The following is a 24,713-nucleotide window of genomic DNA, read 5'->3' as shown; positions in this document are numbered from 1 at the left end:
GCGGGTGCGGAGTGGGCATGCTGAGGGCGGAACACCCAGGAGCCCGGACCCGCGTGGGTCCGGCGCCGGCTCCGGCGTGTGAGGCGAGGAGAGAGACCATGGCAACGATCCCTTCGCTCCCCAGCAGGGGCGACGTACTGCGCATGGCCCGCAACACCACCGACATCACCGGCCAACTCCTCGACACGGCCGGGAACATCACCAAGATCGCCATCAACACCTTCGACCCGCGCGACGGTTCCGGCAGCGACGTGCTGCGCGTACTGCGCGAGACCACCGCGGAACTGGCCGAGGCGAGCGCGTCCCCCCAGGCGCAGGAGGCGTTCTACCGGATCGTCGACACGCTGATGCGGCTCGGGACTTCGGGGGCGCCCCTGGCCGTGCACCCCGTGAGCGAACCGGCCCAGGCGCTGTTGGCGGCCCTGGGCGACAGCCTCCTGCCCGTCCTGGACGCGGTGGAGCCGGCGGTCGAGGAGTTCGCTGCGGCGCTCGGCGACCTGGTCGAGGCGACGTCACCGCTGCTCCCGGCGGCGGCGGGCCTGGCCGCGGGTACGTTGCTCGCCCTCACCCCCGTGATACGGGTGGCGGCGGAGGTGTTGCGTGACTCGTCCCCCGAACTCACCCGCGTCGCCGACGCGTTGACGGCCGCGCTGGCCCCGCTGCTGCCGCTCCAGGTGGCCCTCGCGGAACGCGTGGCCGCGGCCGGCGCCAACGTGGTCCGCACGACGCTCGCCCCGCTGGCCGACCTCACGGAGGCGGCGGCCGCGACGACCGAAGCGGCCCGCCCGGTCCTGGTCGCCGGCGAGGAACTCCTCGTCTCCGGCCTCGAACACCTCCAGCCGCTCCTGCTGACGACCGCTTCCCGCGCGGGGAGCTACGCGCGGGCGGCGGCGGTACGGGTGTCGGCGGCGGTGTCGCCCGCGGCGGAGCGGGGGGTCGTGGTGGCTGTGACTCCTGTGTGACCCGGCCTCGGGGTGACCGTCCAGGGGGCTCCGCTCCCTGGACCCCCGTCCTATGCCCACCCACCACCCGACTCGGTCGGCCGAGAAGTGCCCAAAACAGCTACCGATAGAGTTCCCCCATGCACGATCTCGGGGCGGGATTCAAGTACCTCATGGAGGGCCAGCGTTGGGTGGCCCGGCACGGCAAGCAGTTCGGCTTCGGCCTGCTCCCGGGCCTGATCACCCTGGTCCTCTACGCGGCGGCACTGGTCGCCCTGGCGCTCTGGGGCGAGGACTTCGTGGCCTGGGCGACCCCCTTCGCGGACGACTGGTCGAGCCCGTGGCTGGGCCTCTTCCGGGGCCTCCTCACCGCCGTCCTCTTCGCCCTGGCCCTGCTCCTCTCCGTCATCACGTTCACCGCGGTCACCCTCCTGATCGGCCAACCCTTCTACGAGAACCTCTCCGAGAAGGTCGACCGGGACGTCTCGCCCGACGGCACCGCCCCCGAGTCCGGCCTCCCGCTCTGGCGCGAGCTGTGGATCTCGGCCCGCGACAGCCTCCGCATCCTCGTGCGCGCCGTCCTCTGGGGCGTCCTCCTCTTCGCGCTCGGCTTCATCCCGGTCGTCGGCCAGACGGTCGTCCCCGCGATCGGCTTCCTCGTCACCGGCTTCTTCCTCACCCAGGAACTCACCTCCGTCGCCCTCCAACGCCGCCGCGTGGAACTCCACGACCGCCTCACCCTCCTGCGCACCCGCAAGACCTTGGTCTGGGGCTTCGGCACCCCCCTCGCCGTGTCCTTCCTGATCCCCTTCGTCGCGGTCTTCCTGATGCCGGGCGCGGTAGCGGGCGCGACGCTCATGGCCCGAGACCTGCTGGACGAGGAATCAACAGAGGACAATCCCAGCCATCCCAGCCATCCCAGCCCGTCCGGCGTTTGAGGACGAGCGCGAAGCGCGAAACGGGGGTCTGGGGACAGAGCCCCCAGGGACGGGACGGGACGGGAAGGGGCGGGCGGGGGCGAAACCCTCCACGCCCGCCCCCCACCACCACGGCCCCTACGAACCCGCCGACCCCTCAACCGCCACCCGCAAAATCCCCGTCACCTGCGCGATGATGTCCCCCCGGTTCCGCACGAACTCCGCATCCGTCACCACCCCACTCGCCGGATCCGTGTTCCCCGCCCCGAACTCCAGCACAGGCGTGTGCACATGCCCACCCGGCAGCACATCCCGCAACCCCAGCCGATCCCGCAACAGCGTGGCCCGATACGCGATCTCGTTGGACAGATAGTTCCCGCCACCCCCGGCCCGCGCCGTAGACCCCGGCGTCGGTCCGTCCGCCCGCACGACGGCCTCCGTACCGCCCACCGGAATCTCGGTCACGCTGGTGTTGTCGTACACGGGGAACCGCCCGGTCCGCGCGGCCACGATCTTCCCGTACGGCAGGGTCGTCGTCGTCCACTGCGGCTGCGAGGCCGGATCGGCGACCGGCACGGTCTCGGTCCGCCCGATGGTGTCGTTGTCCGGGAACCCGCCCCGCCAGGCCCCGTTGGTCCGCTCGACGTCGAACCGCCCCACACGCCCCTGGCTCACGGTGGTGAAGAGATCCACCTTCCGCAGATACGGCCGCAGCGTCCGCTCCACCGTCCCCTCCGTGAAGTCCTGCCAGCGCACGGGGAAGACGACGGTCTCGACCCGAGCCGGCCCGTCCGCGGTCTCGATCACCGTGCCGTCGAGCGCGAGCGCGGTCGCTCCCGACGGGTTGGAGATCCGGATGTCCCGGTCCAGCGTGAACGGATCGAACCCGGTGACGAGAACCCGCTTGATCCCCTCGCCCTGCGGATACCGGACAGCGGTCTGCCCACGTGAAGTCCGCTCCAACTCACCTAGCAAAGCCATGCGTTGGGCACCCGTCAGCCCGAACCCAGGCTCCCAGGTCCGCACCTCCCGTGTCATCCCCAAGCGCGCCCAGTACAGCGGCCGGTCGTCGTCCCGGCTGAGGTCCCCGACCGCCGGCCCCCGCCCCTGCGCCCGCGCAACCGCCCGCCGCCACAGCGCCGAACCCTCCCGTACGACGACCCGCCGCGCCTCGCCGTAGGAGCGCGCCGCACCGAGCTCCCGGACGAACTCCGCGGTCACGGCGTCGAATCCGGAACGCCGGAGGATCTCCTGCGGCACGGCCCTCTCGAGCCGCTGCTCCTCGACGGTGGGCGAGAGGACCGTCTCGGCGGCGGACACCTGTGTGGGGGCCGCGAGCCCTGCCACCAGGGCCAGTCCGAGTAAGCCGATCCGAACACGTGTGGAATTCAAGGGAGTTCATGTCCTTCCGTCGCGGTGGGGCGCGTGGGGTGCGAGCGGCGGCAGTATCCCGTGACGGAAGTGGTCTACGCCATGGTGCGTCCGGTCCGCTGTACGGCAGCGGCGGCGAACCGGTCGCGGGGAATCCGCGCCGCGGCCTCCCGCAGCACGGCGGACCTCCCCGGCGACGAGCGCGTCAGCCCTCGCCCAGCAACGTCAGGAAGTCCCGGAAGGCGCCCGGCATGTCGACCGACTCGGGGTCCAGCAGCCACTGGTACTGCAGGCCGTCCATGACCGCGACCAGCAGGGGAGCGGTGCGCTCCGGGGTGAGGCCGTTCGGGAGGCGGTCGCCGTACTCGGCGCGCAGGACCGCCGCCATGTTCGTGCGCACCTGCGCGTACCGCTCGGTGAAGTAGTCGCGCGCCGGATGCCCCTCCGTGACGCTCTCGCCGAGCAGCGCCGAGAAGGTCTGGATGATGCCGGGCCGCATCGCGTTGTACTCGACGAGCTGGGCGAGCAGGTCGGTCCGCCACTGCCCGACCGGGACCGCGTCCCACTTGTCCCGCTCCTCGAGGACGGCCACGAGCAGCGCGTCCTTCGTCGGGAAGTAGTGCAGCAGTCCCTGCTGGGTGAGCCCGACCCGTTCCGCGACGGCGGCCAGGCTCGCCCCCCGGTAGCCGCGCTCGGCGATCACTTCCAGGGCGGCCCGGACGATCTCGGCGCGTCGCTCCGCGCGCCTCGTCCTGGCGTTCACGGCGTTCATGGCGTCACGTTACGGCATTCCTACGAGCTGATTATAACGACGAGATAACGAAACCTACCGGTCTACAGGTAACGGGTGCACGATGGAGCGAGGACGACGGACTCAACGAGGAGGCACCCGATGCCGGGCATCCCGGAAATCCAGCAGAAGGCGGACCTGGCCCGCGAGGCGGCCGTCGAGGCGGCCCTGCGCAAGCTCGACCTGGACGCCAAGGCCGGGCTCCTTGCCGGCCAGGACATGTGGTCCCTGCCCGCCCTGCCGGAGATCGGCCTGGAGTCCCTCGTCATGTCGGACGGCCCGATCGGTGTCCGGGGCGTCCGCTGGAGCGCCGACGACCCGTCGATCGCGCTGCCCTCACCAACCGCGCTGGCCGCCACCTGGGACCCCGAACTCGCTCACCGGGCCGGGGTGCTGCTCGCCCAGGAGGCCCGCCGCAAGGGCGTCCACGTCCTGCTCGCCCCCACCGTCAACCTGCACCGCTCCCCGCTCGGCGGCCGCCACTTCGAGGCGTACAGCGAGGATCCGTACCTCACGGGCCTCATCGGCTCCGGCCATGTGACCGGCGTCCAGTCCGGCGGCGTCGGCACCACGGTCAAGCACTTCGTCGCCAACGACGCCGAGACCGACCGCCTCACCGTGAACAACGTGATCTCCGAGCGCGCCCTGCGTGAGCTGTACCTCGCCCCCTTCGAGACGATCGTCGAGAACGCCCACCCCTGGGGCATCATGACCGCCTACAACTCGGTCAACGGCACCACGATGACCGAGCACCACCACCTGGTGAACGAGGTCCTGCGCGGCGAATGGGGCTTCGACGGCTTCAACGTCTCCGACTGGACCGCCGCCCGCTCCACCACCGGCGCCATCCAAGGCGGCCTGGACGTCGCCATGCCCGGCCCGCGGACCGTCTACGGCGAGGCCCTGGCACAGGCCGTACGGGACGGCGAGGTCGCGGAGGCCAAGGTCGACGCGGCCGTCCGCAACGTCCTGCGGCTCGCCGCCCGCGTCGGCGTCCTGAGCGGTGCCGAACCCGTGGTGACCGAGCTGCCCGACCCGGTCGACGGCGAGGCCCTGGCCCGCGAGATCGCCCGCCGCTCCTTCGTCCTGGTCCGCAACGAGAACGCCGCGCTGCCGCTGAAGCCGAACGGCACGGTGGCACTGATCGGCGCCGCCGCCCGCGACGCCCGCGTCCTCGGCGGCGGCTCCGCCACCGTCTTCCCCGCCCGGACCGTCTCCCCGCTCGACGGCCTCACCGCCGCCCTCCCCGACGGCACCCTCACCTACGCCGTAGGCGCCGATCCGACCACCGAACTCGCCGTCGCCGACAAGGGCTTCGCGCTGCGCGCGGTCTGCCGCGACGCCGACGGCCACGTCATCGGCACCCGCACGGCACCCAGCGGCGAGGTCCAGTGGATGGGTGACGACCTGCCCGAGGGCGTCACGCACGACTCCCTCCACACCGTGGAACTCACCGGCACCTTCACCCCGCGCGAGTCCGGCCCGCACACCTTCGGCATCAAGGGCCTCGGCGCCTTCACCCTGCGCGTCGACGGCACCACGTACTACGACGACGTCCAACGCCCCACCGAGGACGACCCGTTCATCGCCTTCTTCGGCTCCCCGGAGCCCCGCGCCCAGGTCGAACTCACCGCGGACCGGCCGATCGAGGTCTCCCTCACCCATGTCGTCCACATCCCCGACGACGTCCCGATGAAGGTCGTCTCCTTCACCCTCGCCCACCAGGACCCGCGGCGCGACCCCGACGAGCTGATCGCCGAGGCCGTGGAGGCCGCCCGCGCCGCCGACACGGCCGTCGTCGTGGTCGCCACCACCGAACGCGTCGAGTCCGAGGGCTTCGACCGCACCGACCTCACCCTCCCCGGCCGCCAGGACGACCTGGTCCGCGCGGTCGCCGCCGCCAACCCGAACACCGTCGTGATCGTCAACGCCGGCTCCCCGGTGGAACTCCCCTGGCGCGAAGAGGTGGCCGCCGTCCTGCTGAGCTGGTTCCCCGGCCAGGAAGGCGGCGACGCACTCGCCGACGTCCTCACCGGCGCCCACGAGCCCGGCGGCCGCCTCCCCAGCACCTGGGGCAGTCTCGCCGATGCCCCGGTCACGCAGGTCGTCCCGGAGGGCGGTGAGATCCCGTACCGCGAGGGTGTCTTCATCGGCTACACCGCCTGGGAGAAGCAGGGCCGCATCCCCGCCTACCCCTTCGGCCACGGCCTGGGCTACACCGACTGGACCTACGAGTCGGTCGAGGTGCAGGGCACCACCGTCCGGGTCCGCCTCCGCAACTCAGGCACGCGCCCCGGCCGCGAGGTCGTCCAGGTCTACCTGGCCCCCGGCGAGCCCGACGCCGAACGCCCGGCCCGCCGACTGGCCGGCTTCGCGGGCGCCACGGCCGCCCCCGGCGAGACCGTCGAGGCCACCGTGGACCTCCCGCGCCGGTCCTTCGAGGTCTGGGACGAGAAGGAGGGGTCCTGGTCGTTTGTGAAGGGTTCGTACGAGATCCAGGTGAGCCGCTCGATCTCGGACCGTCGGCTCACCGCGACGATTAACGTCTGATCCGGGACAAGCTTCCCCAGACCAGCCCCGGCCCGGGACCTGACCCCCGGGCCGGGGCTCATGACGCACAGAGGGTTCTAGTGCCGTGGCAGGCAATGTTTGCCCGAGAAGGAGCGGCGTCTGGTGCGTGCTCTCGGCGTGCCGGGCGGAAGCCCTCGTACTGGACGTACTTGGGTTTTCGCTCGGTGCGGCGAGAGTGCGTGCCAGACGTCGCGACGGGGCGAACATTGCCTGCCGCGGCACTAGCGGACCGAGAAGCCGTACACCGTCTCCGACCGGTACACCTCGCCCGGGCGCAGCACCGTGCTCGGGAACTCCGGGCGGTTCGGGGAGTCGGGGAAGTGCTGGGTCTCCAGCGCGATGCCGTCGCCGGGCGCGAAGGGCTCGCCGAGGTGGTCCGCGGTGTACAGCTGGAGGCCGGGCTCGGTGGTCGCGACGGTCAGCACCCGACCGGACGCCGGGTCGTACAGCTCGGCGACCTCCACGGCCCCGTCCGTCACCCCCTTGTCGAGCACGAAGTTGTGGTCGTACCCGGAACCGACCTTCCGCGCCTGTCGGAAGTCGAAGCCCGTGTCCGCCACCTCGTCCAGAACCCCGGTCGGGATCAGGTCCGCGTCGACCGGGGTGAACCGGGAGGCGGCGATCCGCAGTTCGTGCCCGCCCGCGTTCCCCGACCCGCCGAGGTTGAAGTAGCTGTGGTTGGTCAGGTTCACGAGGGTCGGCGCCTCCGTGACCGCCTCGTACGCGATCCGCAGCGCACCGGCCTCGTCCAGTGTGTACGTCACCGAGACCTCCAGGCGTCCTGGAAAACCCTCCTCGCCATGGGCGCTCACCCGCGTCAGACGCACCCCGTGCTCGACCGGTGCCGCGTCCCACACCCGCTTGTCGAAGCCGCGCTCGCCGCCGTGCAGGGAGTTGGGCGGGTTGTTGAGCGCGAGCGCGTAGATCCGGCCGTCCAGCGGGAAGCGGCCGCCCGCGATCCGGTTCGCGTACCGCCCGACCAGGGCACCGAAGTACGGGTCCGGATGCGTCAGATAACCGTCGAGCTCCGGGAACCCCAGCACCACGTCCGCTGCGTGCCCCTCCCGGTCCGGAACCTCCACCGACTGCACGATCCCGCCGTACGACAGGATCCGCACCCGGACGCCCGCCCGCTCCAGGCTCCAGCGGTGAACAGGGGTGCCGTCGGAAAGTGTGCCGAAGAGTTCGTTCATGTTCGGAACTTTAAATCACGAGCAGTGCGTCACGCCTTTTTGCCCGTCACGGTGCGATAGGCGATCTCCGCGAGCCGTGCCTGGCCGTTCACACTCGGATGGAACCAGTCCCAGTGGCTCAGCTGGTCGGTCCCGAACCGGAAGTCGTACACCGCGCCCCCGTCGAAGCGGCAGTGGCGGTCCTTGGCGCAGACCTCCTCCAACACCTCGTTGTAGTCCTCCACCCGCTGCTGCACGGTGTCCCGCCGCTCGGTCGCCGCGGCGTCCAGCACATCCGGGTCGGCCAGCATCGACGGACAGATGCCCAGCTTCCACACCTGCGTGCCCATCGGGTTCGTACGACCCTGAGACCACAGCCGCTTCAGATTCGGCACGCTCGCCACGTACACCTGCGCCTTGGGCGAAGCCTTGCGCAGCGTGCTCATCGCGTCCTCGAAGTCGGCCCGGAAGTCGGCCACGGACGTCATCGCCGAAATGCTGGCCCGGCAGGCGTCGTTCGCCCCCGTCATCACCGCCACCAGCGCCGGTTTCCGCACGGCCGCCTGCGCCATCTGACCGGGCAGGTCCGCCATCCGCGCCCCGGTCACCGCGTAGTTCCAGCTCCGCTCGGCCGCCTTCGCCCTCCCCAGCAGCCGTACGGCGAGACTGTCGACCTTCGCACTGCTGCCCGTCGCCCACGACACCTCGGGGCAGTCCGACAGCACCGAACACGCGTCGAAACCGCGCGTGATGGAGTCCCCCACGGCGGCGACCGACGCCGGACTGCTGTCCCAGGCCGGCGTCGGCTTCGGGGACGGCTTCGCCTTCTGCGCCTCGGTGCCGCTCGGCGCCGGCGAGTTGCCACCGACGGCGTCACAGCCGGTGACGCCCAGGACGGCCGCCGCCAGGACGGCGAGAACGGCGCGCGAGCGGTGGCTCTGCTTCCGCATCCGGTGATGATCCCCTCGGTCGTCGGGTGATGGCATGAAACGCCGGAAAGGTCGTCCTCCCATAACAACGCGCGGGAGTTCCCGACGCTCCCCGTGCAACGGTTCGCACCCGTACAGGCGTCCTGCCGGGTGAATGGCGGGGGTTTCACGGCACTGGGACCGACGGTACGTCACACTCCTTGCGCCGCCGCACGGTAGCCTCGCCATCAACGTGGCTGCCCGGCCACTGCCGTCAGCCAGTTCGCAAGATGTCCCGCTCTGCCCGGAGGTCCCGGTGACGACACGTGGAGTTCTGTACGTGCACTCCGCGCCGCGCGCGCTGTGCCCGCACGTCGAGTGGGCCGTCGCCGGGGTGCTCGGCACACGCGTCAACCTCGACTGGATCCGGCAGCCCGCCGCGCCCGGCACCTGGCGCTCCGAGTTCTCCTGGCAGGGCCAGGTCGGCACCGCCTCCAAACTGGCCTCCGCGCTGAGAGGCTGGCACCTGCTCCGCTTCGAGGTCACCGCCGAGCCCTGCGCCACCGCCGAGGGCGAGCGCTACAGCTGCACCCCCGAACTCGGCATCTTCCACGCCGTCACTGGCATCCACGGCGACATCCTGATCCCGGAGGACCGCCTCAGGGCGGCCCTCGTCCGTTCTCAGCGGGGAGAGACGGACCTGGAGGCGGAACTCGCCAAGCTCCTGGGAAAGCCGTGGGACGACGAATTGGAGTCGTTCAGGTACGCGGGCGAGGGAGCCCCGGTCCGTTGGCTGCACCAGGTCGTTTGACCGACATCAGGGGCAGCCGGCCCAGGAGCGCGGGACTGTATCGATATGCGGCTCCGCCGCGTGGGCGCGACCAGCCCCCACCGGCCCGCACCGGCCGCGAACAGACAGCAAAACGGCGTGTGGCCCGCCCCCAACCCGGGGTCGGGCCACACGCCGTTCACGGCAAGAAATCAGACCGTCCGGAACGCCAGTACCACGTTGTGCCCACCGAACCCGAACGAGTCGTTCAGCGCGGCAATCCGCCCTTCAACAGGCAGCTTCCGAGCCTCCCCCCGCACGATGTCCGCGTTGGCCTCGGCCTCCGGGTCGAGGTTCTCCACGTTGATGGTCGGCGGAGCCATCCGGTGGTACAGCGCGAGCACCGTCGCCACGGACTCGACACCGCCCGCGCCACCGAGCAGGTGACCGGTCATCGACTTGGTCGCGGAGACCGCCATGTGGTCGGCATCGTCGCCGAACACCTTGCGCAGCGCCTTCAGCTCGGCCACGTCACCGGCCGGCGTCGAGGTGGCGTGCGCGTTGACGTGCATGATCTCGGCGGGGTTGAGGTCGGTGCGGTCCAGCAGGTTCTGCAGGGCGTGCGAGATGCCCCGCCCCTCCGGCTCCGGCTGCACGATGTCGTGGCTGTCGGCGGAGATGCCCTGCCCGACCGCCTCGGCGTACACCCGAGCACCACGCTTCGCGGCGTGCTCGGCGGACTCCAGGACGATCACGCCGGCGCCCTCGCCGAGGACGAAGCCGTCGCGGCCGACGTCGTAAGGACGCGAGGCGCCCTCGGGGTCGTCGTTGTTCTTGGACATCGCCATCATGTTGCCGAACGCGGCGATGGGCAGCGGGTGGATCGCCGCCTCCGTGCCACCCGCGACGACGACGTCGGCACGGCCGGTGCGGATCATCTCGATGGCGTAGCCGATGGCCTCGGCGCCCGAGGCGCACGCGGAGACCGGCGTGTGCACGCCCGCACGGGCGCCCACGGCCAGACCCACGTTCGCCGACGGGCTGTTCGGCATCAGCATGGGGACGGTGTGCGGGGAGACGCGGCGGACGCCCTTCTCCTTGAGCACGTCGTACTGGTCGAGCAGGGTCGTCACGCCGCCGATGCCGGAGGCGATGACCGCACCGAGGCGGTCGGGGTCGACGCTCGCGTCCTCCCCGGCCTTGGCTTCGAAGCCGGCGTCCTTCCATGCCTCCTTGGCGGCGATCAGCGCGAACTGCGCCGAGCGGTCCAGTCGGCGGGCCTGCGGCCGCGGGATGACCTCGGTCGGTTCCACGGCGATCTGAGCGGCGATGCGGACCGCCTGGTCGGCGGCCCACTCCTGCTCCAGGAGTTTGACACCGGACTTGCCGGCGATCAGGCCCTCCCAGGTAGAGGCTGCGTCGCCACCCAGCGGTGTGGTTGCGCCGATACCGGTGACGACCACGGTGCGATTGGTCGAGCTCACGGGAATTCTTTCTCCAACGGATACGAGGATTAAGCGGCGCCACCGCCGGGTGGCGGGGCCAGGCTCCGGGGCTTGAGGATCAGCCCTGGTGCTTGAGGATGTACTCGGTCGCGTCGCCGACCGTCTTGAGGTTCTTCACGTCCTCGTCGGGAATCTTGACGTCGAAGCGCTCCTCGGCGGCGACGACGACCTCGACCATGGACAGCGAGTCGACGTCCAGGTCGTCGGTGAAGGACTTGTCCAGCTGGACGTCCTCAACCGGGATGCCGGCGATCTCGTTCACGATGTCGGCGAGACCGGCGACGATCTCTTCCTGAGTGGCGGCCATGTCAGGCGCTCCTTCGTAGTGATCCAGAGGGTGTGGCACCCGCCGCGTGAGCGGCAGGCTGGTGCATTTCCCGCACCGGACCGCATGATCCGGCACGGAGTGCCTAGGGGAGGGTAACCACCGTCGCGGCGTACACGAGACCCGCCCCGAAACCGATGACGAGCGCGGTGTCGCCGCTCTTCGCCTCGCCGGTCGCCAGAAGCCGCTCCATCGCGAGCGGAATCGAGGCGGCCGAGGTGTTGCCGGTGGTGCGCACGTCACGCGCGACCGTGACGTGCTCCGGCAGCTTGAGAGTCTTCACCATCGAGTCGATGATCCGCTCGTTGGCCTGGTGGGGAATGAAGACGTCCAGGTCGTCCGAGCTGATCCCGGCCGCGTCCAGCGCCTGCTGGGCGACCTTCGCCATCTCGAAGACGGCCCAGCGGAACACCGCCTGGCCCTCCTGCGTGATCGCCGGGAACTTGGCGACCTCGCCGTCGCGGTAGTCCGTCCACGGCACGGTCTGCTTGATGGTCTCGGACTTGTCGCCCTCCGAGCCCCAGACCGTGGGGCCGATCGCGGGCTCCGGCGAGGGACCCACCACGACCGCGCCCGCGCCGTCGCCGAACAGGAAGGCGGTGGCCCGGTCCTCCAGGTCGGTCAGGTCGGACAGCCGCTCCACGCCGATGACAAGTACGTACTCTGCCGAGCCCTCGACGATCATGCCCTTGGCGAGGGTCAGGCCGTAACCGAAGCCCGCGCAGCCGGCCGAGATGTCGAAGGCGGCGGCCCCTTCGGTGCCGAGCTTGTCGGCGATCTCGGTGGCGACGGCCGGGGTCTGCTTGAAGTGCGAGACGGTCGAGACGATCACGCCGCCGATCTGCTCGGCGGAGATCCCGGCGTCGGCGATCGCCTTGCCGGACGCCTCGATCGACATGGCGGCGACGGTCTCCTCGTCGTTCGCCCAGTGCCGGGTCTCGATGCCGGAGCGCGAGCGGATCCACTCGTCGGACGAGTCGATCGTCTCGAGGATCACCTCGTTCGGCACGACCCGGACGGGACGGTAGCCGCCCACACCGAGGATCCGTGCGTACGGGGCGCCCTTGCTGGGCTTGATCTTCGACATGCTCTCCAGGCTCCTTGTCAGGCGCCCGCCGCGTCAGCGGCAGGTGTGGCTGTCTCGGCGATGAGCTCGCGAGCGGCGTCGAGGTCGTCGGGGGTCTTCAGGGCCAGCGTCTTCACGCCGGGCAGCGCGCGCTTGGCGAGGCCGGTCAGCGTGCCGCCGGGGCACACCTCGATCAGCGCGGTCACACCGAGCGCCTTGAAGGTCTCCATGCACAGGTCCCAGCGGACCGGGTTGGCGACCTGGCCGACGAGCCGCGCGACGATCTCGGCACCCGTGGCGACCGTCCTGCCGTCCTTGTTCGAGACGTACGTGACCTTCGGGTCGGCAGGCGTCAGGGCCTCGGCGGCCTTCGCCAGCGCGTCGACCGCGGGGGCCATGTGGTGCGTGTGGAAGGCGCCGGCCACCTTGAGCGGGACGACCTTGCGGACGCCCTCCGGCTTGTCCTCGTTCAGCGCCGCGAGCTGCTCCAGCGTGCCCGCGGCCACGATCTGCCCGGCCCCGTTGACGTTCGCCGGGGTCAGACCGAGCTTCTCCAGGTGCGCGACGCTCACCTCGGGGTCGCCGCCGAGCAGCGCCGACATCCCGGTCTCGGTGACGGCGGCGGCCTCGGCCATCGCCAGCCCGCGCTTGCGTACGAGGGTCAGCGCCGCGGTGTCGTCGAGCACCCCCGCGAACGCGGCTGCGGTGATCTCGCCGACGCTGTGTCCCGCGACGGCGCCGGGCGCGATGGCGGCGCCCGCCGCGTCAGCGGCTGATGCCACAGTACCGAGTGCCGCGGCGGACAGGATTCCGGCCGCGACAAGGAGCGGCTGGGCGACAGCCGTGTCCCGGATCTCGTCCGCGTCGGCCTGCGTGCCGTAACGGGCGAGATCCAGTCCGATGGCGTCGGACCACGCGGCGACGCGGTCCGCGGCACCGGGGAGTTCGAGCCAGGGGGTCAGGAAGCCGGGCGTCTGGGCGCCCTGGCCGGGAGCGACGAGTACGAGCACTCTCACACTCTCTCTTGTGGACGGCCACGGCCGCCCGTGGGGACAGGGACGAAGAACACGAAGGGGTTTTGTGGAGCCCCGACAAAAGACTAGAGCTGGAGATCGCCGTCGGCCAGACGCCCCAGGATCAGCGCGATGCGCAGCGTGAACGCCGAACGTACATCGGAGGGTGACCAGCCGGTGACGTCAGTCACACGTCGGAGCCGGTAGCGCACGGTGTTCGGATGGACGAAGAGCATGCGAGCGGCGCCTTCGAGACTGCTCGCCTGTTCGAGATAGACGGAGAGCGTCTCCAGGAGCGCCGAGCCGGCCTCCTCCAGTGGTCTGTAGATCTCCTCCACCAACTGCTCGCGGGCCGAGGGGTCACCGGCCATCGCCCGCTCCGGCAGCAGATCGTCGGCCAGGACCGGGCGCGGGGCGTCCTGCCAGGCAGAACACGCTTTCAGGCCGGCCGCGGCGGCCTGCGCGGACCGGGTCGCGGCCTGCAGATCGGGGACGACGGGACCCGCCACCACCGGCCCGGCGGCGAACGGCCCGATCAGCGACTTGGCGACGGCGAGCGGGTTGTCGCTGCCGCCCGCGATGACCACGAGCCGGGACCCGAGCACGCCGGTGAGGACCTGGAGCTTGGCGTGCCGGGCCGCCCGCCGGATGGCCTCGACGGTCAACTCGCTGTCACCGTCGGGAGCGTTGCCCAGCACCACGCACACGTGCTCGGGCGAGTTCCAGCCGAGTGCGGCGGCCCGGCTGACGGCGCCCTCGTCGGCCTCCCCGCTCAGTACGGCGTTCACGACGAGCGACTCCAGGCGGGCGTCCCAGGCGCCGCGTGCCTCGGCGGCCTGGGCGTACACCTGGGCGGTGGCGAAGGCGATCTCACGGGCGTACACGAGCAGTGCCTCACGCAGCACGTTCTCGTCGCCGGGGGCCGCCACCTCGTCGATGGCCGACTCCATGACCTCGATCGTGGTGCGCACCATCTCGACGGTCTGCCGCAGGGTGATGGCCCGGGTCAGCTCGCGGGGCGCGGTTCCGAAGACGTCGGTCGAGATGGCCTGCGGGGCGTCCGGGTGCCGGAACCACTCGGTGAAGGCGGCGATACCGGCCTGGGCGACGAGCCCGATCCAGGATCGGTTCTCCGGGGGCATGGCCCGGTACCACGGCAGCGTCTCGTCCATGCGCTGGATGGCCTGCGCGGCGAGACGCCCGGACGACTTCTCCAGCCGCTTCAGGGTCGCGGGGTGCGGGTGGGCATCGGGCGCGGCGGCTTCGCCGGCGTGGGATTCGGGTTCGGGCACGGGACAAGACTGCCTTATCCGGACGGGAGTACGCGTCGCCGGGTACCGGTGAGGACTACGGTGGTGTCCGTGATGGACGTACGGCGCGCCGCGGAGCGCTACCGAGGCGGCGACCCGGGGACCGGAATCCAGTCCCTGCACGCCTTCTCCTTCGGCCCGCACTACGACCCCGACAACCTCCGCTTCGGCGCGCTGATCGCCTGCAACGAGGAGCGGCTCGCCCCCGGCGCCGGATTCGACGAGCACCCGCACAGCCACACCGAGATCGTGACGTGGGTCGTCGAGGGCGAGCTGACCCACCGCGACTCGGCGGGCCACGAGACGGTGCTGCGCCCCGGCGACGTCCAGCGCCTGAGCTCCGCGGCGGGCGTCCGGCACGTCGAACGCAACGACGGCCCGGCCCCCCTGACCTTCGTCCAGATGTGGCTGGCCCCGCTGGAGCCCGGCGGCGACCCCTCCTACGAGATCGTCCACGGCATCGCGGACTCCACGCCGTACGCCGTCCCCGAGGCCGGCGCGATGCTCCACGTACGGCGTCTGGCGGTGGGGGAGCGGACCGCGATGCCGGACGGGGCGTACACGTACGTGCATGTCGTACGCGGCGAAGTGACCCTGGGCGGCGAGGAGTTCGGCCCGGGCGACGCGGCGCGCATCACGGACGCGAAGGATCTGGAGGCGGTGGGAGCGACGGCCGCGGAGCTGCTGATCTGGGAGCTGGCCGGTTGAACCGGCGGTCCGTTGCTGGGGGCTCCGCCCCCAGGTTTCTTGAAGGGGTGACCTCTCAACCGACCGAGTCGGGTGATGGGTGGGCAAAGGCCGGGGGTTCCACGGGCGGAGCCCCCTGGGGACGGGACGGGTAGGGGCGGGGGGGGCGGAAAGAAGCTCAGCCCCGCACCTCGGCCAGCACCGCGTCGGTGAACACCGGCCACGCCTCGACCGCCCAGGGCCCGAACGCCCGGTCGGTCAGCGCCACGCACGCCACCCCCGCATCCGGGTCGATCCACAGGAACGTACCGGACTGCCCGAAGTGCCCGAAGGTCCGCGGCGAGGACGAAGACCCCGTCCAGTGCGGGGACTTGGAGTCCCGGATCTCGAAGCCCAGCCCCCAGTCGTTCGGGTTCTGGTGCCCGTACCCCGGCAGCACGCCCTTCGTCCCCGGGTACTGCACGGTCATCACATCGGCGACCGTACGGGGATCCAGCAGCCGCGGCGCCTGCACCTCCGCGGCGAACCGCGCGAGCTCGTCCACGGTGGACACGCCGTCCTTGGCCGCAGAGCCCTCCAGTGTCGTCGAGGCCATCCCCAGCGGCTCCAGCACCGCCTGCCGCAGATACTCCGCGAACGGGATCTCCGCCGCCTTGGCGACGTGGTCCCCGAGCTGCTCGAACCCGGCGTTGGAGTACAGCCGCCGCTCCCCGGGCGGTGCCGTCACCCTGTGCTCGTCGAAGGCCAGCCCCGAGGTGTGCGCGAGCAGATGACGGACCGTCGCCCCGGGCGGCCCGGCCGGCTCGTCGAGTTCGATCGCCCCCTCCTCGTACGCGACGAGAACGGCGTACGCGGCGAGCGGCTTGGTGACCGAGGCCAGCGGAAAGCGCCGCCCGACCGGGCCGCGGGCACCCAACAGGGTCCCGTCCGCCCGTACGACGGCCGCCGCGGCGGTGGGAACCGGCCAGTTCTCGATCAGGGCGAGACTCTGCAAGGACATGCCGTCGAGCTTACGGGGGTGTCTTTCGGATCAGCCCTGGGCCCCTGAGCCGCTCACAGCTTCAATCCCATCGCGGGATCCGGCTTGCGGACGAAGCCGAGGGCGGCGTACAGCGGCTCGGCCTCCTTGGACGCGGTCAGCAGGACCTGGCCGGCGCCCCGCTCACGGAACCAGGCGAGCAGTTCCTCCATGCACGCCCGCGCGTACCCGCGGCGGCGGGCGTCCGGGTCGGTGGCGACGCTGAAGACGTACCCGCCGACCCCGCGCGGATTGCTCGCCCTGCCGATCCGGTACTCGATGGTGCCGACCACCAGCGCCGCCAGCGCCCCCGGCCGCTCCGGATGGTCGACGACGAACGCCGCGAAGTCCTCGTCCGGCCCGGCGAGCCGGGCACGCAGGGCGGGCAGGCCCTCCACGTGCCACTCCGTGTCCCCGGCGTCCGGCCCGGACATCGAATCGATCATCACCTGGCGCAGACGCAGAACTTCCTCCGCGTCCTCGGTCGTGGCACGACGTACAAGACTCATGCCCCGCACGCTAACGAGCCGACCTGTGCCGCGTCCTGCCGATTTCTTACCGGAACCGCTTGCTTCGAGTGCACTCCAAGGCCATAGCGTTGAGGCCATGACGGTGATGGAGACCACGGGTACCAGGACCGACAGCTGTGCCGCCCCGGAGCACCAACCCGGTCGACGTCCGGACGGCCAGGACAGCTACACGATCAGCGAGGTCGTCGCGATCACCGGCCTGACCGCGCACACCCTGCGCTGGTACGAGCGCATCGGCCTGATGCCGCACATCGACCGCTCGCACACTGGTCAGCGGCGCTACTGCAACCGCGACCTCGACTGGCTCGACCTCGTCGGCAAGCTCCGGCTGACCGGCATGCCGGTGGCGGACATGGTGCGGTACGCGGAACTGGTCCGCGAGGGCGACCACACGTACACGGACCGCTTCGAACTGCTGAAGGCGACCCGCGAGGACGTCCTCGCTCGGATCGCGGAACTCCAGGACACGCTCGCGGTTCTCGACCGGAAGATCAATTTCTACGCGGACGCCGGGCGGGCCCTGGCGTCGGAAAGGTCCTGATGACGGACGGCAAGATCCCCACGGTTCGGCTCGGCGACGACGGCCCCGAGGTCGGTGTACAGGGCCTCGGCTGCATGGGCATGAGCTTCGCCTACGGCCCCACGGACGCCGGCGAGTCGCGGGCCACGCTGGAGCGGGCCCTGGAACTCGGCGTCACCCTGTACGACACGGCCGACGCGTACGGCGACGGGGAGAACGAGAAGTTCCTCTCCCCGTTCTTCAAGGCACACCGCGACCAGGTGGTCATCGCCACCAAGTTCGCCCTGTCCATACCCCCGGACGACCCGACCCGGCGCGTCATCCGCAACGACCGGCCCTACATCCGCCAGGCCGTGGAGGCGAGCCTCGAGCGCCTCGACGTCGACGTCATCGACCTCTACTACATGCACCGGCGCGACGTGAACGTGCCGATCGAGGACACCGTCGCCGTCATGGCCGAGCTGGTGCGCGAGGGCAAGGTCAAGCAGCTGGGCCTGAGCGAGGTCACGGCCGAGGAGCTGCGCGCCGCGCAGTCCGTCCACCCGATCGCCGCCGTGCAGTCGGAGTGGTCCCTGTTCAGCCGGGACATCGAGGCGAGGGTGGTACCGACGGCCCGCGAACTGGGCGTGACCCTGGTGCCGTACTCCCCGCTCGGCCGCGGCTTCCTCACCGGCTCCTTCGCCAACGCCGACAAGGACCTCACCGCCGACGACTTCCGCCGCCAGCAGCCCCGCTTCACCGGCGACAACGCGGCCGCCAACCTCGAACTGCTGGCCCCGATCCGCACGGTGGCCGAGGCCCACGGGGTCTCCCTCGGGCAGATCGCCCTGGCCTGGGTCCAGCAACAGGCCTCGGTACACGGCCTGCCCGTGGTCCCGATCCCGGGCACCCGCAAGGTGAGCCGGATCGAGGAGAACACGGCGGCGACGGGGATCGAGCTGACGAAGGGTGAGCTGGAGCTCCTGGAGCCGATCGCAGCCCAGGTGGCCGGAGACCGCTACGCGGACATGACGTTCACTTCCGCCGGACGTGAGTAGACGTACGTAAGGGGCGGGGCTGTATCGATATGCGGCTCCGCCGCGTGGGCGCGACCAGCCACAGGCGGCCCGTACTCGACGACTTACCTCAGAGCTCGGCCAACAACTCGGCCTTCTTCACGGAGAACTCCTCGTCAGTCACCAGCCCCGCCTGATGCAACTCCCCGAGGTGCCGAATCCGTTCGGCGATGTCGGCAGGGTCCCGGCGCGGCATGGCCGCAGCCGGGACCGCCGGCACCGCCGACCGGCCCCGCACTGCCGCCAGCACCGCCGCGGCGAACGGCAACGACTCGTGTACGGGCCCGTATCCGAGCCCGAACAGCACAGCGGCGGGATCCTGGTCGGCCTGCACCGGCGAAGCCTCCCCGCGCATCAACCGCAGATGCCCCTCGAACACCTCCGGCGACCGCCACTGAACCCCGGTCAGCTCCGACACCGGAAAGCTCTGGTCCCCGGCCTTCCACTTCGCCGACGACGCCCCGGTCCAGAACCACCGGAAGTGCACGGTCCTGCCGTCGAAGGACGCCTTCCCGTCGTACGCCTTGAACTGCAACGGCACTTCGGGAGCCGGCACCAGAAACCGCTCGGCCGGCTCGTCGTCCTGCTTCAGCCGCGCACGCAACTCGTCGGCGTAGTACTCGGCGAGCGTCTCCTTCTCGGCCGGTAGCACCAGCCGGTACGGATCGCACCCCTCTTTGAGCTGCCCCTCGGCCGCCTCCATCAACGGATCGGCGCCGGGGCGCGGTTGGGCGTGCAGCACCACCGTCCCGCGTCTGCCGGGCGTGAGCGTCACCCCGGCGAGCGCGTCGAGGGGGATTCGCCGTTCCCCCAGCGCCTGGAAGAGCTTGGGTGTTCGAATCCCCCGTTCGTAGCGGATGAGCATGGAGTCGGACTCGAACTCCCAGACGGCATGAAATCCGGCCAGTACGTCACCCATGCGGCTCATCGTATGCGGCACGAGCTCCTTAGTCCCCTCCCCGCGCAAACCGCGGTTTCTTCGTCTCTACGCGCGTCCGGCCGACGCCGTCCCGGACAAACCCGTCCGGCAGGCTTCGGTATCGCCCGCGCACTGCACCGAGCGGTATGCGCCAATGCCGATCTCGGCAAGGTTGAACAGGCTCTCCGTACCCGGCTCGAAATAGCCGCCGTGCCCGTCCGCGCCCCGTGCCGACAGCACCCGCGCGCCGAACGCGGCGGACATCGGGTCCGCCCCGTGGCCGAGCCCTCCGACCTCCAGGTACGGCACGTCCTGGACCCAGTCGTCGGCGTCCCGCATCGCCCACACATGCGCGGAGGTGTGCAGGTGGGATGCCTTCGCGACCCGCATTCCGGGGCTGCCGGCCACCGCGATGTCGGCCACCCGGTCCGGCAGCGTCCGCGCGGCGAGGCCGCACACCACCGAGCCGTAGCTGTGGCAGAAGAGGGAGACCGGGGCGTCGCCGGGCAGGCCACGCACCAGCGAGTTCAGCCGGATCGCGCCGTCCGCCGCGCGCATCGCGGTGGCCGAGTCGATGCCGAGCCCGCTGGGCGCGGTGTAGTCGGCCCAGGCGATGACGGCCGTACGCGTCGACGGGCTCGCCGCGCGCTCGGCCTCGTACAGGGCCGTGGCCATGCCGAACGGTGCGGAGTACTGACGGGTGGTGCGCTGGAAGGTGAGCAGGGCGGTGTCGACGCCGGGAACGACGACCGAGACCCGCTCCGCCTTCCGCAGGCTGCCGAAGACCTCGGCGACCCGGCCCGAGCCGTCGGGGTCGAAGGCGAGGACGTGGCGGCCCTCGCTCATCAGCGACACGTAGCGGTGCATGCGCCGCCCGGCCTCCCGCTGCCCGTCCGGGGTGAGCCGCACGTCGTGCATGCGTTTCAGCTCCACCTTGCGGGCCTGCCCGAGGGCGATGCGGTTGGCGCGGTAACGCAGCTCGACGGGTGCGCCGTTCATGTTGCCGACGGCGAGCGGATAGCGCCGGGCGAGGCTGCTGCGCTGCTGTGCGGTGAGCGAGGCGAAGAACCGGGCGAGGCGGTGGGGGGGCGTCTCGTCAGGTTCGGGGAGCCGGTGCCCGGCGATGCGGCCGTGCTCCCAGTCCGAGAGGGAAGCCTGGATCGCGGTGCTGCTCGGCTGCCTGCGCAGTGCGGTCCAGCCGGTGGTCGCCAGCATCACGAACACCACGGCCAACGCGAGCAGTGCACGCCAGACGTTCAGTTGCGGGGAGGTGTCGAAGGAAGTCACTGAAAGGACACACTAGGAGAACGAGAGGGTCTCGCGTTAACCAAGTGGCGTGAATCACGTTTGGACAAAGCGGGGTCTTCGGTGCATAGTTCGGTCGTCTTCAGGCCGTTCGCCAGTTTCCGGTCAGCGTGTCTCCCACCTGTTCGAGGTACGTGACCGTCAGGGCGCGGATCGCGTCGAGGCTGAAGTCCTCGCCGGTACTCCACTGCCGTTCCGTCACTCGTATCACCGCGCTGAACACGGCCACTGTCAGCCGGGGGCGCGGGTCGGTGTCCACGTCGAGGCCCTCGCGCTCGGCGAGCACCCGCGCGATGGTCTCCTCGACCTCGGCGGAGCGGCGCAGATGGGCGGCGAGCAGGACCGGCGTCGACTCGATCACCCGGTACATGCGCAGATGCAGCTCCACCGGTACGACGGACTCGACAACCTCGTTGAGCGTGTCCCAGCCCTCCAGGACCGCCTGCCGCAGCGCCTCCATCGGCGCCTCGTGCGGCGGGCGCTCGCGCACCGACTCGACGAAGCGCTCCACCGTCATCTCCTGGACGGCGAGCGCGGCCTCCTCCTTGTTCGCGAAGTAGCGGAAGAAGGTGCGCTGCGAGACGTCGACCGCCTCGGCGATGTCGTCGACGGTCGTCTGCTCGTACCCCCGCCCGGTGAACAGTTCGAGGGCGGCCCGCAGCAGCGCGTCGCGGGTGCGCTGCTTCTTTCGCTCGCGCAGTCCCGCCGGCCGTGCCGCGGTGTCCATGGGTCTCTCCTCGCAGATGACGATCGTTGTCGTGACAGTTACCGACTTGTGAATTGGTTTGTCAATTGTCAGCTGCTGTCATTAGCCTCGAGCGCATGACTAGTCAGACCACCATCGACACGACGGGGCCGGGGGACAAGGCGCCATCAGCCCCGTCGGACCGGTCGCCTGCCTCCGGACTGCGCGGCCATCCCTGGTTCACCCTCATAACCGTCGCGGTCGGGGTCATGATGGTGGCCCTGGACGGCACCATCGTGGCCATCGCCAACCCGGCCATCCAGTCGGACCTGAAGGCGAGCTTCGCCGACGTCCAGTGGATCACCAACGGATACTTCCTCGCCCTCGCGGTCTCCCTGATCACCGCGGGCAAGCTCGGTGACCGCTTCGGCCACCGCCAGACCTTCCTGATCGGCGTGATCGGCTTCGCCGCCGCCTCGGGGGCCATCGGCCTGTCCGACAGCATCGCGCCGGTCGTCGCCTTCCGGGTCCTGCAGGGCGTGTTCGGCGCGCTGCTGATGCCGGCCGCGCTCGGCCTGCTGCGCGCGACCTTCCCGGCCGAGAAGCTCAACATGGCCATCGGCATCTGGGGCATGGTCATCGGCGCCTCCACCGCGGGCGGCCCGATCCTCGGCGGCGTCCTGGTCGAGCAGGTCAACTGGCAGTCGGTGTTCTTCATCAACGTGCCGGTCGGCATCCTCGCCGTCGCCCTCGGCGTGTTCATCCTGCTCGACCACCGCGCCGAGAACGCCCCGCGCTCCTTCGACATCCTGGGCATCGCCCTGCTGTCGGCCGCCATGTTCTGCCTGGTGTGGGCGCTCATCAAGGCCCCGGAGTGGGGCTGGGGCGCCGGCACGACCTGGACGTTCGTCCTCGCGTCCGTCGTCGGCTTCGCGCTCTTCGCCCTCTGGGAGACGAAGGTCAAGGAGCCGCTGATCCCGCTGACGCTGTTCCGCTCCCTGCCGCTGTCGGCGGGTGTCGTCCTCATGGTCCTCATGGCGATCGCCTTCATGGGCGGCCTGTTCTTCGTCACCTTCTATCTGCAGAACGTGCACGGTATGAGCCCGATCGACGCCGGTCTGCACCTGCTCCCGCTCACCGGGATGATGATCGTCGGCTCCCCGCTCGCGGGCGCGATGATCACCAAGCTGGGCCCGCGCGTCCCGCTGGCCGGCGGCATGGCCGCCGTCGCGATCGCCATGTTCGGGATGTCCACACTGGACGCGGGCACCGGCAGCGGCCTCATGTCGCTCTGGTTCGCCCTGCTGGGCCTCGGCCTCGCGCCCGTGATGGTCGGCGCCACCGAAGTCATCGTCGGCAACGCCCCGATGGAGCTCTCCGGTGTCGCAGGCGGACTCCAGCAGGCCGCGATGCAGATCGGCGGCAGCCTCGGCACGGCCGTCCTGGGTGCCGTGATGGCCTCCAAGGTGGACAGCGACCTCGCGGGCAACTGGAAGGACGCGGGACTCCCGGACCTCACGCCGGCCCAGCTCGACCAGGCCTCCGAAGCGGTCCAGGTCGGTGTGCCACCGGTCGCCAAGGGCACGCCCGAGGCGATCGCCGCGAAGATCACCGACGTCGCGCACGACACCTTCGTCTCCGGCATGAGCCTGGCGTCCCTGGTCGCCGCCGGAGTCGCCGTCGTCGCCGTCCTGGTCGCCATGCTCACCAAGCGCGGCGAGAACGCGGAGGCGGGCGCGGGCGTCGGGCACATCTGACGCCGGGGCGCGGGCGTCGGGCACATCTGACGCCGGCACCTCGCCCTTTCCGAACCCGGGGCCCTTTCCGAACCCCGTGGCCCTTCCGAACCCCGGGAGAAACAGGCGGAGTTCCCCTATCAGGGTGACAACGCTAAAGATTCCTCGCCCTCGGTACGCGCCGCAGGTCACAGTGGGTCAAGCCCGCCGGTACAGCATGTTCCCCAGGCAAGTTCGGGACGCTCGTACGACGTATGAGGGCGACCGGATCTGCGGCGCGCTGCCGGAGGGGGGCGGCGCGCCGCAAGGCCGGAGGATTGGGTGCCGCATCGGGGGTACTCGCATCGTGAACCCGAAAGAACCCAACCAACCTAGGGGTTCATGGAGTTGATGATGGCGGGCTTCGGACACGGAACGCGCAGGTACCCCCGCTCACGTAGCCGGACGTGGTCACGGAGCGGGCCGGATCGCGCGACGCTCGGAATCATCGGAGTCATCTGCGCGATCGCCGGATTCTTCGTGCTGGGGATCATCCTCGGCCCCGTCGCGATCGTCTGCGGCTGGCTAGCCATGGGGCGCAGTTGGGCGGGCACCCGCCCCGTCCCGGCCCTGGTCGCCCTCGTACTGGGCGCCATCGACACGCTCCTGGCGGTCATCTGGCTCGCCGGAGCGGCAACCCCGGGCACGGGCATGTTCTGACCCGGGGCGAGTGAGGGAAGGGCCCCCGGTGGGACGCCGGGGGCCCGCCCTTGTGCCCGGGCCCGCGATCCCGGGCGGGGCCTGGGCGCGCAGGTCCCGTGTTCCGGGCGCCCGGATCGTGGTGGGTGGTCGAGGCTGCCTCAGACCCGTTCCGACCGCTCCCGCATCGCCGCGATCTCCGCCCGGAGCGCTCGCACCTCGTCGGTCAGCACACGGATCGCCTCCGTCTGCCGCCGCTCCTCCACATCGTCCTTCTCGAACCGCGCGATGAACCACGCGGCGATGTTCGCGGTCACCACACCCAGCAGGGCGATCCCGGACAGCATCAGCCCCACGGCGATCACCCGCCCGAGCCCGGTGGTCGGCGCGTGATCGCCGTACCCCACGGTCGTCATCGTCGTGAACGACCACCACACCGCGTCACCCAGTGTCCTGATGTTCCCGTCCGCCGACTCCCGCTCCACCGACAGCACGGCCAGCGACCCGAACATCAGCAGCCCGACCACCGCCCCCGCCACATACGTCGTCAGCCGGATCTGCGAGGCCATCCGCGCCCGCCGCTGCACCAGCACCAGCGTCGACACCAGCCGCAGCAGCCTGAGCGGCTGGATCAGCGGCATCACCACCGCGCACAGGTCCAGCCAGTGCGTCCGTACGAACCGCCGGCGGTCGTGCGTGAGCGCCAGCCGCACCAGGTAGTCGACGGCGAAGGCACCCCACACCACCCACTCGACCACCGTGCAGGCGAGGGTCAGCGACTTGCTCGCCGGGTTGACCACGATGGGCACGGCGTAGGCGACGGCGAACAGCACCGCGAACGCCAGCAGAGGCCGCTGGGTGCGCCGTTCCCAACGCGCCTGCGCCGTTTGTTCCTTCATGACCGCATCGTAAAGAAGCGGTA

At 70.8% G+C, this 24,713-nt stretch carries 24 protein-coding genes; 9 read left to right on the top strand and 15 right to left on the bottom strand.

The annotated features are described in order from the left end of the window. Positions 1-98: 98 nt before the first annotated feature. Entirely contained in the window at positions 99-962 is an 864-nt protein-coding gene (locus tag ACFYO2_RS03755) for a hypothetical protein (RefSeq protein ID WP_388343500.1), read from the top strand. Between the two features lie 119 nt (positions 963-1,081). Further along, positions 1,082-1,879 (top strand): EI24 domain-containing protein, encoded by a 798-nt coding sequence (locus ACFYO2_RS03750; protein ID WP_388343497.1) that lies wholly within the window; start codon positions 1,082-1,084, stop codon positions 1,877-1,879. 117 nt (positions 1,880-1,996) lie between these two features. On the opposite strand, the gene ACFYO2_RS03745 is transcribed toward ACFYO2_RS03750, so the two are convergent. Both ACFYO2_RS03745 and ACFYO2_RS03740 read right to left on the bottom strand, forming a co-directional pair. Continuing rightward, positions 1,997-3,250, bottom strand: a complete 1,254-nt coding sequence (locus tag ACFYO2_RS03745) for a pyroglutamyl peptidase (RefSeq protein ID WP_388343493.1) — start codon at positions 3,248-3,250, stop codon at positions 1,997-1,999. A 184-nt stretch (positions 3,251-3,434) separates the two neighbouring features. Then, positions 3,435-4,001: a TetR/AcrR family transcriptional regulator gene (locus ACFYO2_RS03740; protein WP_388343490.1), complete on the bottom strand. Its 567-nt coding sequence runs from the start codon at positions 3,999-4,001 to the stop codon at positions 3,435-3,437. A gap of 120 nt (positions 4,002-4,121) precedes the next feature. Between ACFYO2_RS03740 and ACFYO2_RS03735 the strand changes: the two genes are divergently transcribed. Beyond that, a complete protein-coding gene (locus tag ACFYO2_RS03735) occupies positions 4,122-6,569 on the top strand; it encodes a glycoside hydrolase family 3 C-terminal domain-containing protein (protein ID WP_388343487.1) in 2,448 nt (815 codons plus the stop codon). A gap of 242 nt (positions 6,570-6,811) precedes the next feature. On the opposite strand, the gene ACFYO2_RS03730 is transcribed toward ACFYO2_RS03735, so the two are convergent. After that, complete coding sequence (locus ACFYO2_RS03730; RefSeq protein ID WP_388343484.1) at positions 6,812-7,783, bottom strand: aldose epimerase family protein; 972 nt, start codon at positions 7,781-7,783, stop codon at positions 6,812-6,814. Positions 7,784-7,812: 29 nt separating this feature from the next. Then, on the bottom strand, positions 7,813-8,712 hold the full coding sequence (locus tag ACFYO2_RS03725; RefSeq protein ID WP_388343482.1) for an SGNH/GDSL hydrolase family protein: 900 nt from the start codon (positions 8,710-8,712) through the stop codon (positions 7,813-7,815). 274 nt (positions 8,713-8,986) lie between these two features. Here ACFYO2_RS03725 and ACFYO2_RS03720 point away from each other — a divergent pair, with 274 nt between their 5' ends. Further along, positions 8,987-9,481 carry a DUF3145 domain-containing protein gene (locus ACFYO2_RS03720; protein ID WP_388343479.1) on the top strand — a complete coding sequence of 165 codons (495 nt, stop codon included), beginning with the start codon at positions 8,987-8,989 and terminating at the stop codon, positions 9,479-9,481. A 170-nt stretch (positions 9,482-9,651) separates the two neighbouring features. Here ACFYO2_RS03720 and fabF read toward each other — a convergent pair whose 3' ends face one another. From fabF to ACFYO2_RS03695, 5 genes are all read right to left on the bottom strand, one after another. After that, a complete protein-coding gene (fabF, locus tag ACFYO2_RS03715) occupies positions 9,652-10,923 on the bottom strand; it encodes a beta-ketoacyl-ACP synthase II (RefSeq protein WP_388343476.1) in 1,272 nt (423 codons plus the stop codon). A gap of 79 nt (positions 10,924-11,002) precedes the next feature. Then, entirely contained in the window at positions 11,003-11,251 is a 249-nt protein-coding gene (locus ACFYO2_RS03710) for an acyl carrier protein (RefSeq protein ID WP_030040115.1), read from the bottom strand. A gap of 103 nt (positions 11,252-11,354) precedes the next feature. Then, complete coding sequence (locus ACFYO2_RS03705; RefSeq protein ID WP_388343473.1) at positions 11,355-12,356, bottom strand: ketoacyl-ACP synthase III; 1,002 nt, start codon at positions 12,354-12,356, stop codon at positions 11,355-11,357. Between the two features lie 17 nt (positions 12,357-12,373). Continuing rightward, on the bottom strand, positions 12,374-13,345 hold the full coding sequence (locus ACFYO2_RS03700) for an ACP S-malonyltransferase (protein WP_388343470.1): 972 nt from the start codon (positions 13,343-13,345) through the stop codon (positions 12,374-12,376). An 89-nt stretch (positions 13,346-13,434) separates the two neighbouring features. After that, entirely contained in the window at positions 13,435-14,640 is a 1,206-nt protein-coding gene (locus ACFYO2_RS03695; protein WP_388343467.1) for a PucR family transcriptional regulator, read from the bottom strand. Between the two features lie 72 nt (positions 14,641-14,712). Between ACFYO2_RS03695 and ACFYO2_RS03690 the strand changes: the two genes are divergently transcribed. Then, positions 14,713-15,366, top strand: coding sequence for a pirin family protein (locus ACFYO2_RS03690; protein ID WP_388343987.1), 654 nt, complete (start codon positions 14,713-14,715; stop codon positions 15,364-15,366). Between the two features lie 157 nt (positions 15,367-15,523). Here the strand turns inward: ACFYO2_RS03690 and ACFYO2_RS03685 are convergent, their stop codons facing one another. Both ACFYO2_RS03685 and ACFYO2_RS03680 read right to left on the bottom strand, forming a co-directional pair. Further along, positions 15,524-16,345 carry a serine hydrolase domain-containing protein gene (locus ACFYO2_RS03685; RefSeq protein ID WP_388343464.1) on the bottom strand — a complete coding sequence of 274 codons (822 nt, stop codon included), beginning with the start codon at positions 16,343-16,345 and terminating at the stop codon, positions 15,524-15,526. Positions 16,346-16,398: 53 nt separating this feature from the next. Next, on the bottom strand, positions 16,399-16,872 hold the full coding sequence (locus tag ACFYO2_RS03680; RefSeq protein WP_388343461.1) for a GNAT family N-acetyltransferase: 474 nt from the start codon (positions 16,870-16,872) through the stop codon (positions 16,399-16,401). Positions 16,873-16,969: 97 nt separating this feature from the next. Between ACFYO2_RS03680 and ACFYO2_RS03675 the strand changes: the two genes are divergently transcribed. Continuing rightward, positions 16,970-17,434: a MerR family transcriptional regulator gene (locus ACFYO2_RS03675; protein WP_388343459.1), complete on the top strand. Its 465-nt coding sequence runs from the start codon at positions 16,970-16,972 to the stop codon at positions 17,432-17,434. Continuing rightward, on the top strand, positions 17,434-18,450 hold the full coding sequence (locus tag ACFYO2_RS03670; protein ID WP_388343456.1) for an aldo/keto reductase: 1,017 nt from the start codon (positions 17,434-17,436) through the stop codon (positions 18,448-18,450). The genes ACFYO2_RS03675 and ACFYO2_RS03670 overlap by 1 nt, the downstream gene beginning before the upstream one ends. Before the next feature lie 88 nt (positions 18,451-18,538). Here ACFYO2_RS03670 and ACFYO2_RS03665 read toward each other — a convergent pair whose 3' ends face one another. The 3 genes from ACFYO2_RS03665 to ACFYO2_RS03655 all read right to left on the bottom strand — a co-directional run bounded on the left by ACFYO2_RS03665 (position 18,539) and on the right by ACFYO2_RS03655 (position 21,419). Next, positions 18,539-19,396: a DUF4429 domain-containing protein gene (locus ACFYO2_RS03665; protein WP_388343984.1), complete on the bottom strand. Its 858-nt coding sequence runs from the start codon at positions 19,394-19,396 to the stop codon at positions 18,539-18,541. A gap of 57 nt (positions 19,397-19,453) precedes the next feature. Beyond that, on the bottom strand, positions 19,454-20,674 hold the full coding sequence (locus ACFYO2_RS03660; RefSeq protein WP_388343454.1) for an alpha/beta hydrolase: 1,221 nt from the start codon (positions 20,672-20,674) through the stop codon (positions 19,454-19,456). A gap of 100 nt (positions 20,675-20,774) precedes the next feature. Then, on the bottom strand, positions 20,775-21,419 hold the full coding sequence (locus ACFYO2_RS03655; protein ID WP_388343451.1) for a TetR family transcriptional regulator: 645 nt from the start codon (positions 21,417-21,419) through the stop codon (positions 20,775-20,777). Between the two features lie 95 nt (positions 21,420-21,514). Here ACFYO2_RS03655 and ACFYO2_RS03650 point away from each other — a divergent pair, with 95 nt between their 5' ends. Next, on the top strand, positions 21,515-23,134 hold the full coding sequence (locus ACFYO2_RS03650) for an MFS transporter (RefSeq protein WP_388343449.1): 1,620 nt from the start codon (positions 21,515-21,517) through the stop codon (positions 23,132-23,134). Between the two features lie 369 nt (positions 23,135-23,503). Further along, positions 23,504-23,812, top strand: coding sequence for a small hydrophobic protein (locus tag ACFYO2_RS03645; RefSeq protein ID WP_388343982.1), 309 nt, complete (start codon positions 23,504-23,506; stop codon positions 23,810-23,812). Between the two features lie 140 nt (positions 23,813-23,952). Here ACFYO2_RS03645 and ACFYO2_RS03640 read toward each other — a convergent pair whose 3' ends face one another. Beyond that, complete coding sequence (locus ACFYO2_RS03640) at positions 23,953-24,690, bottom strand: potassium channel family protein (RefSeq protein ID WP_388343447.1); 738 nt, start codon at positions 24,688-24,690, stop codon at positions 23,953-23,955. Between the last annotated feature and the right edge of the window lie 23 nt (positions 24,691-24,713).

It is taken from the genome of Streptomyces sp. NPDC006602, from assembly GCF_042870385.1.
Taxonomy (GTDB): Bacteria; Actinomycetota; Actinomycetes; order Streptomycetales; family Streptomycetaceae; genus Streptomyces.
Note: the sequence above shows the minus strand (reverse complement) of the source record. Positions and strands in the feature narration are given on the sequence as shown.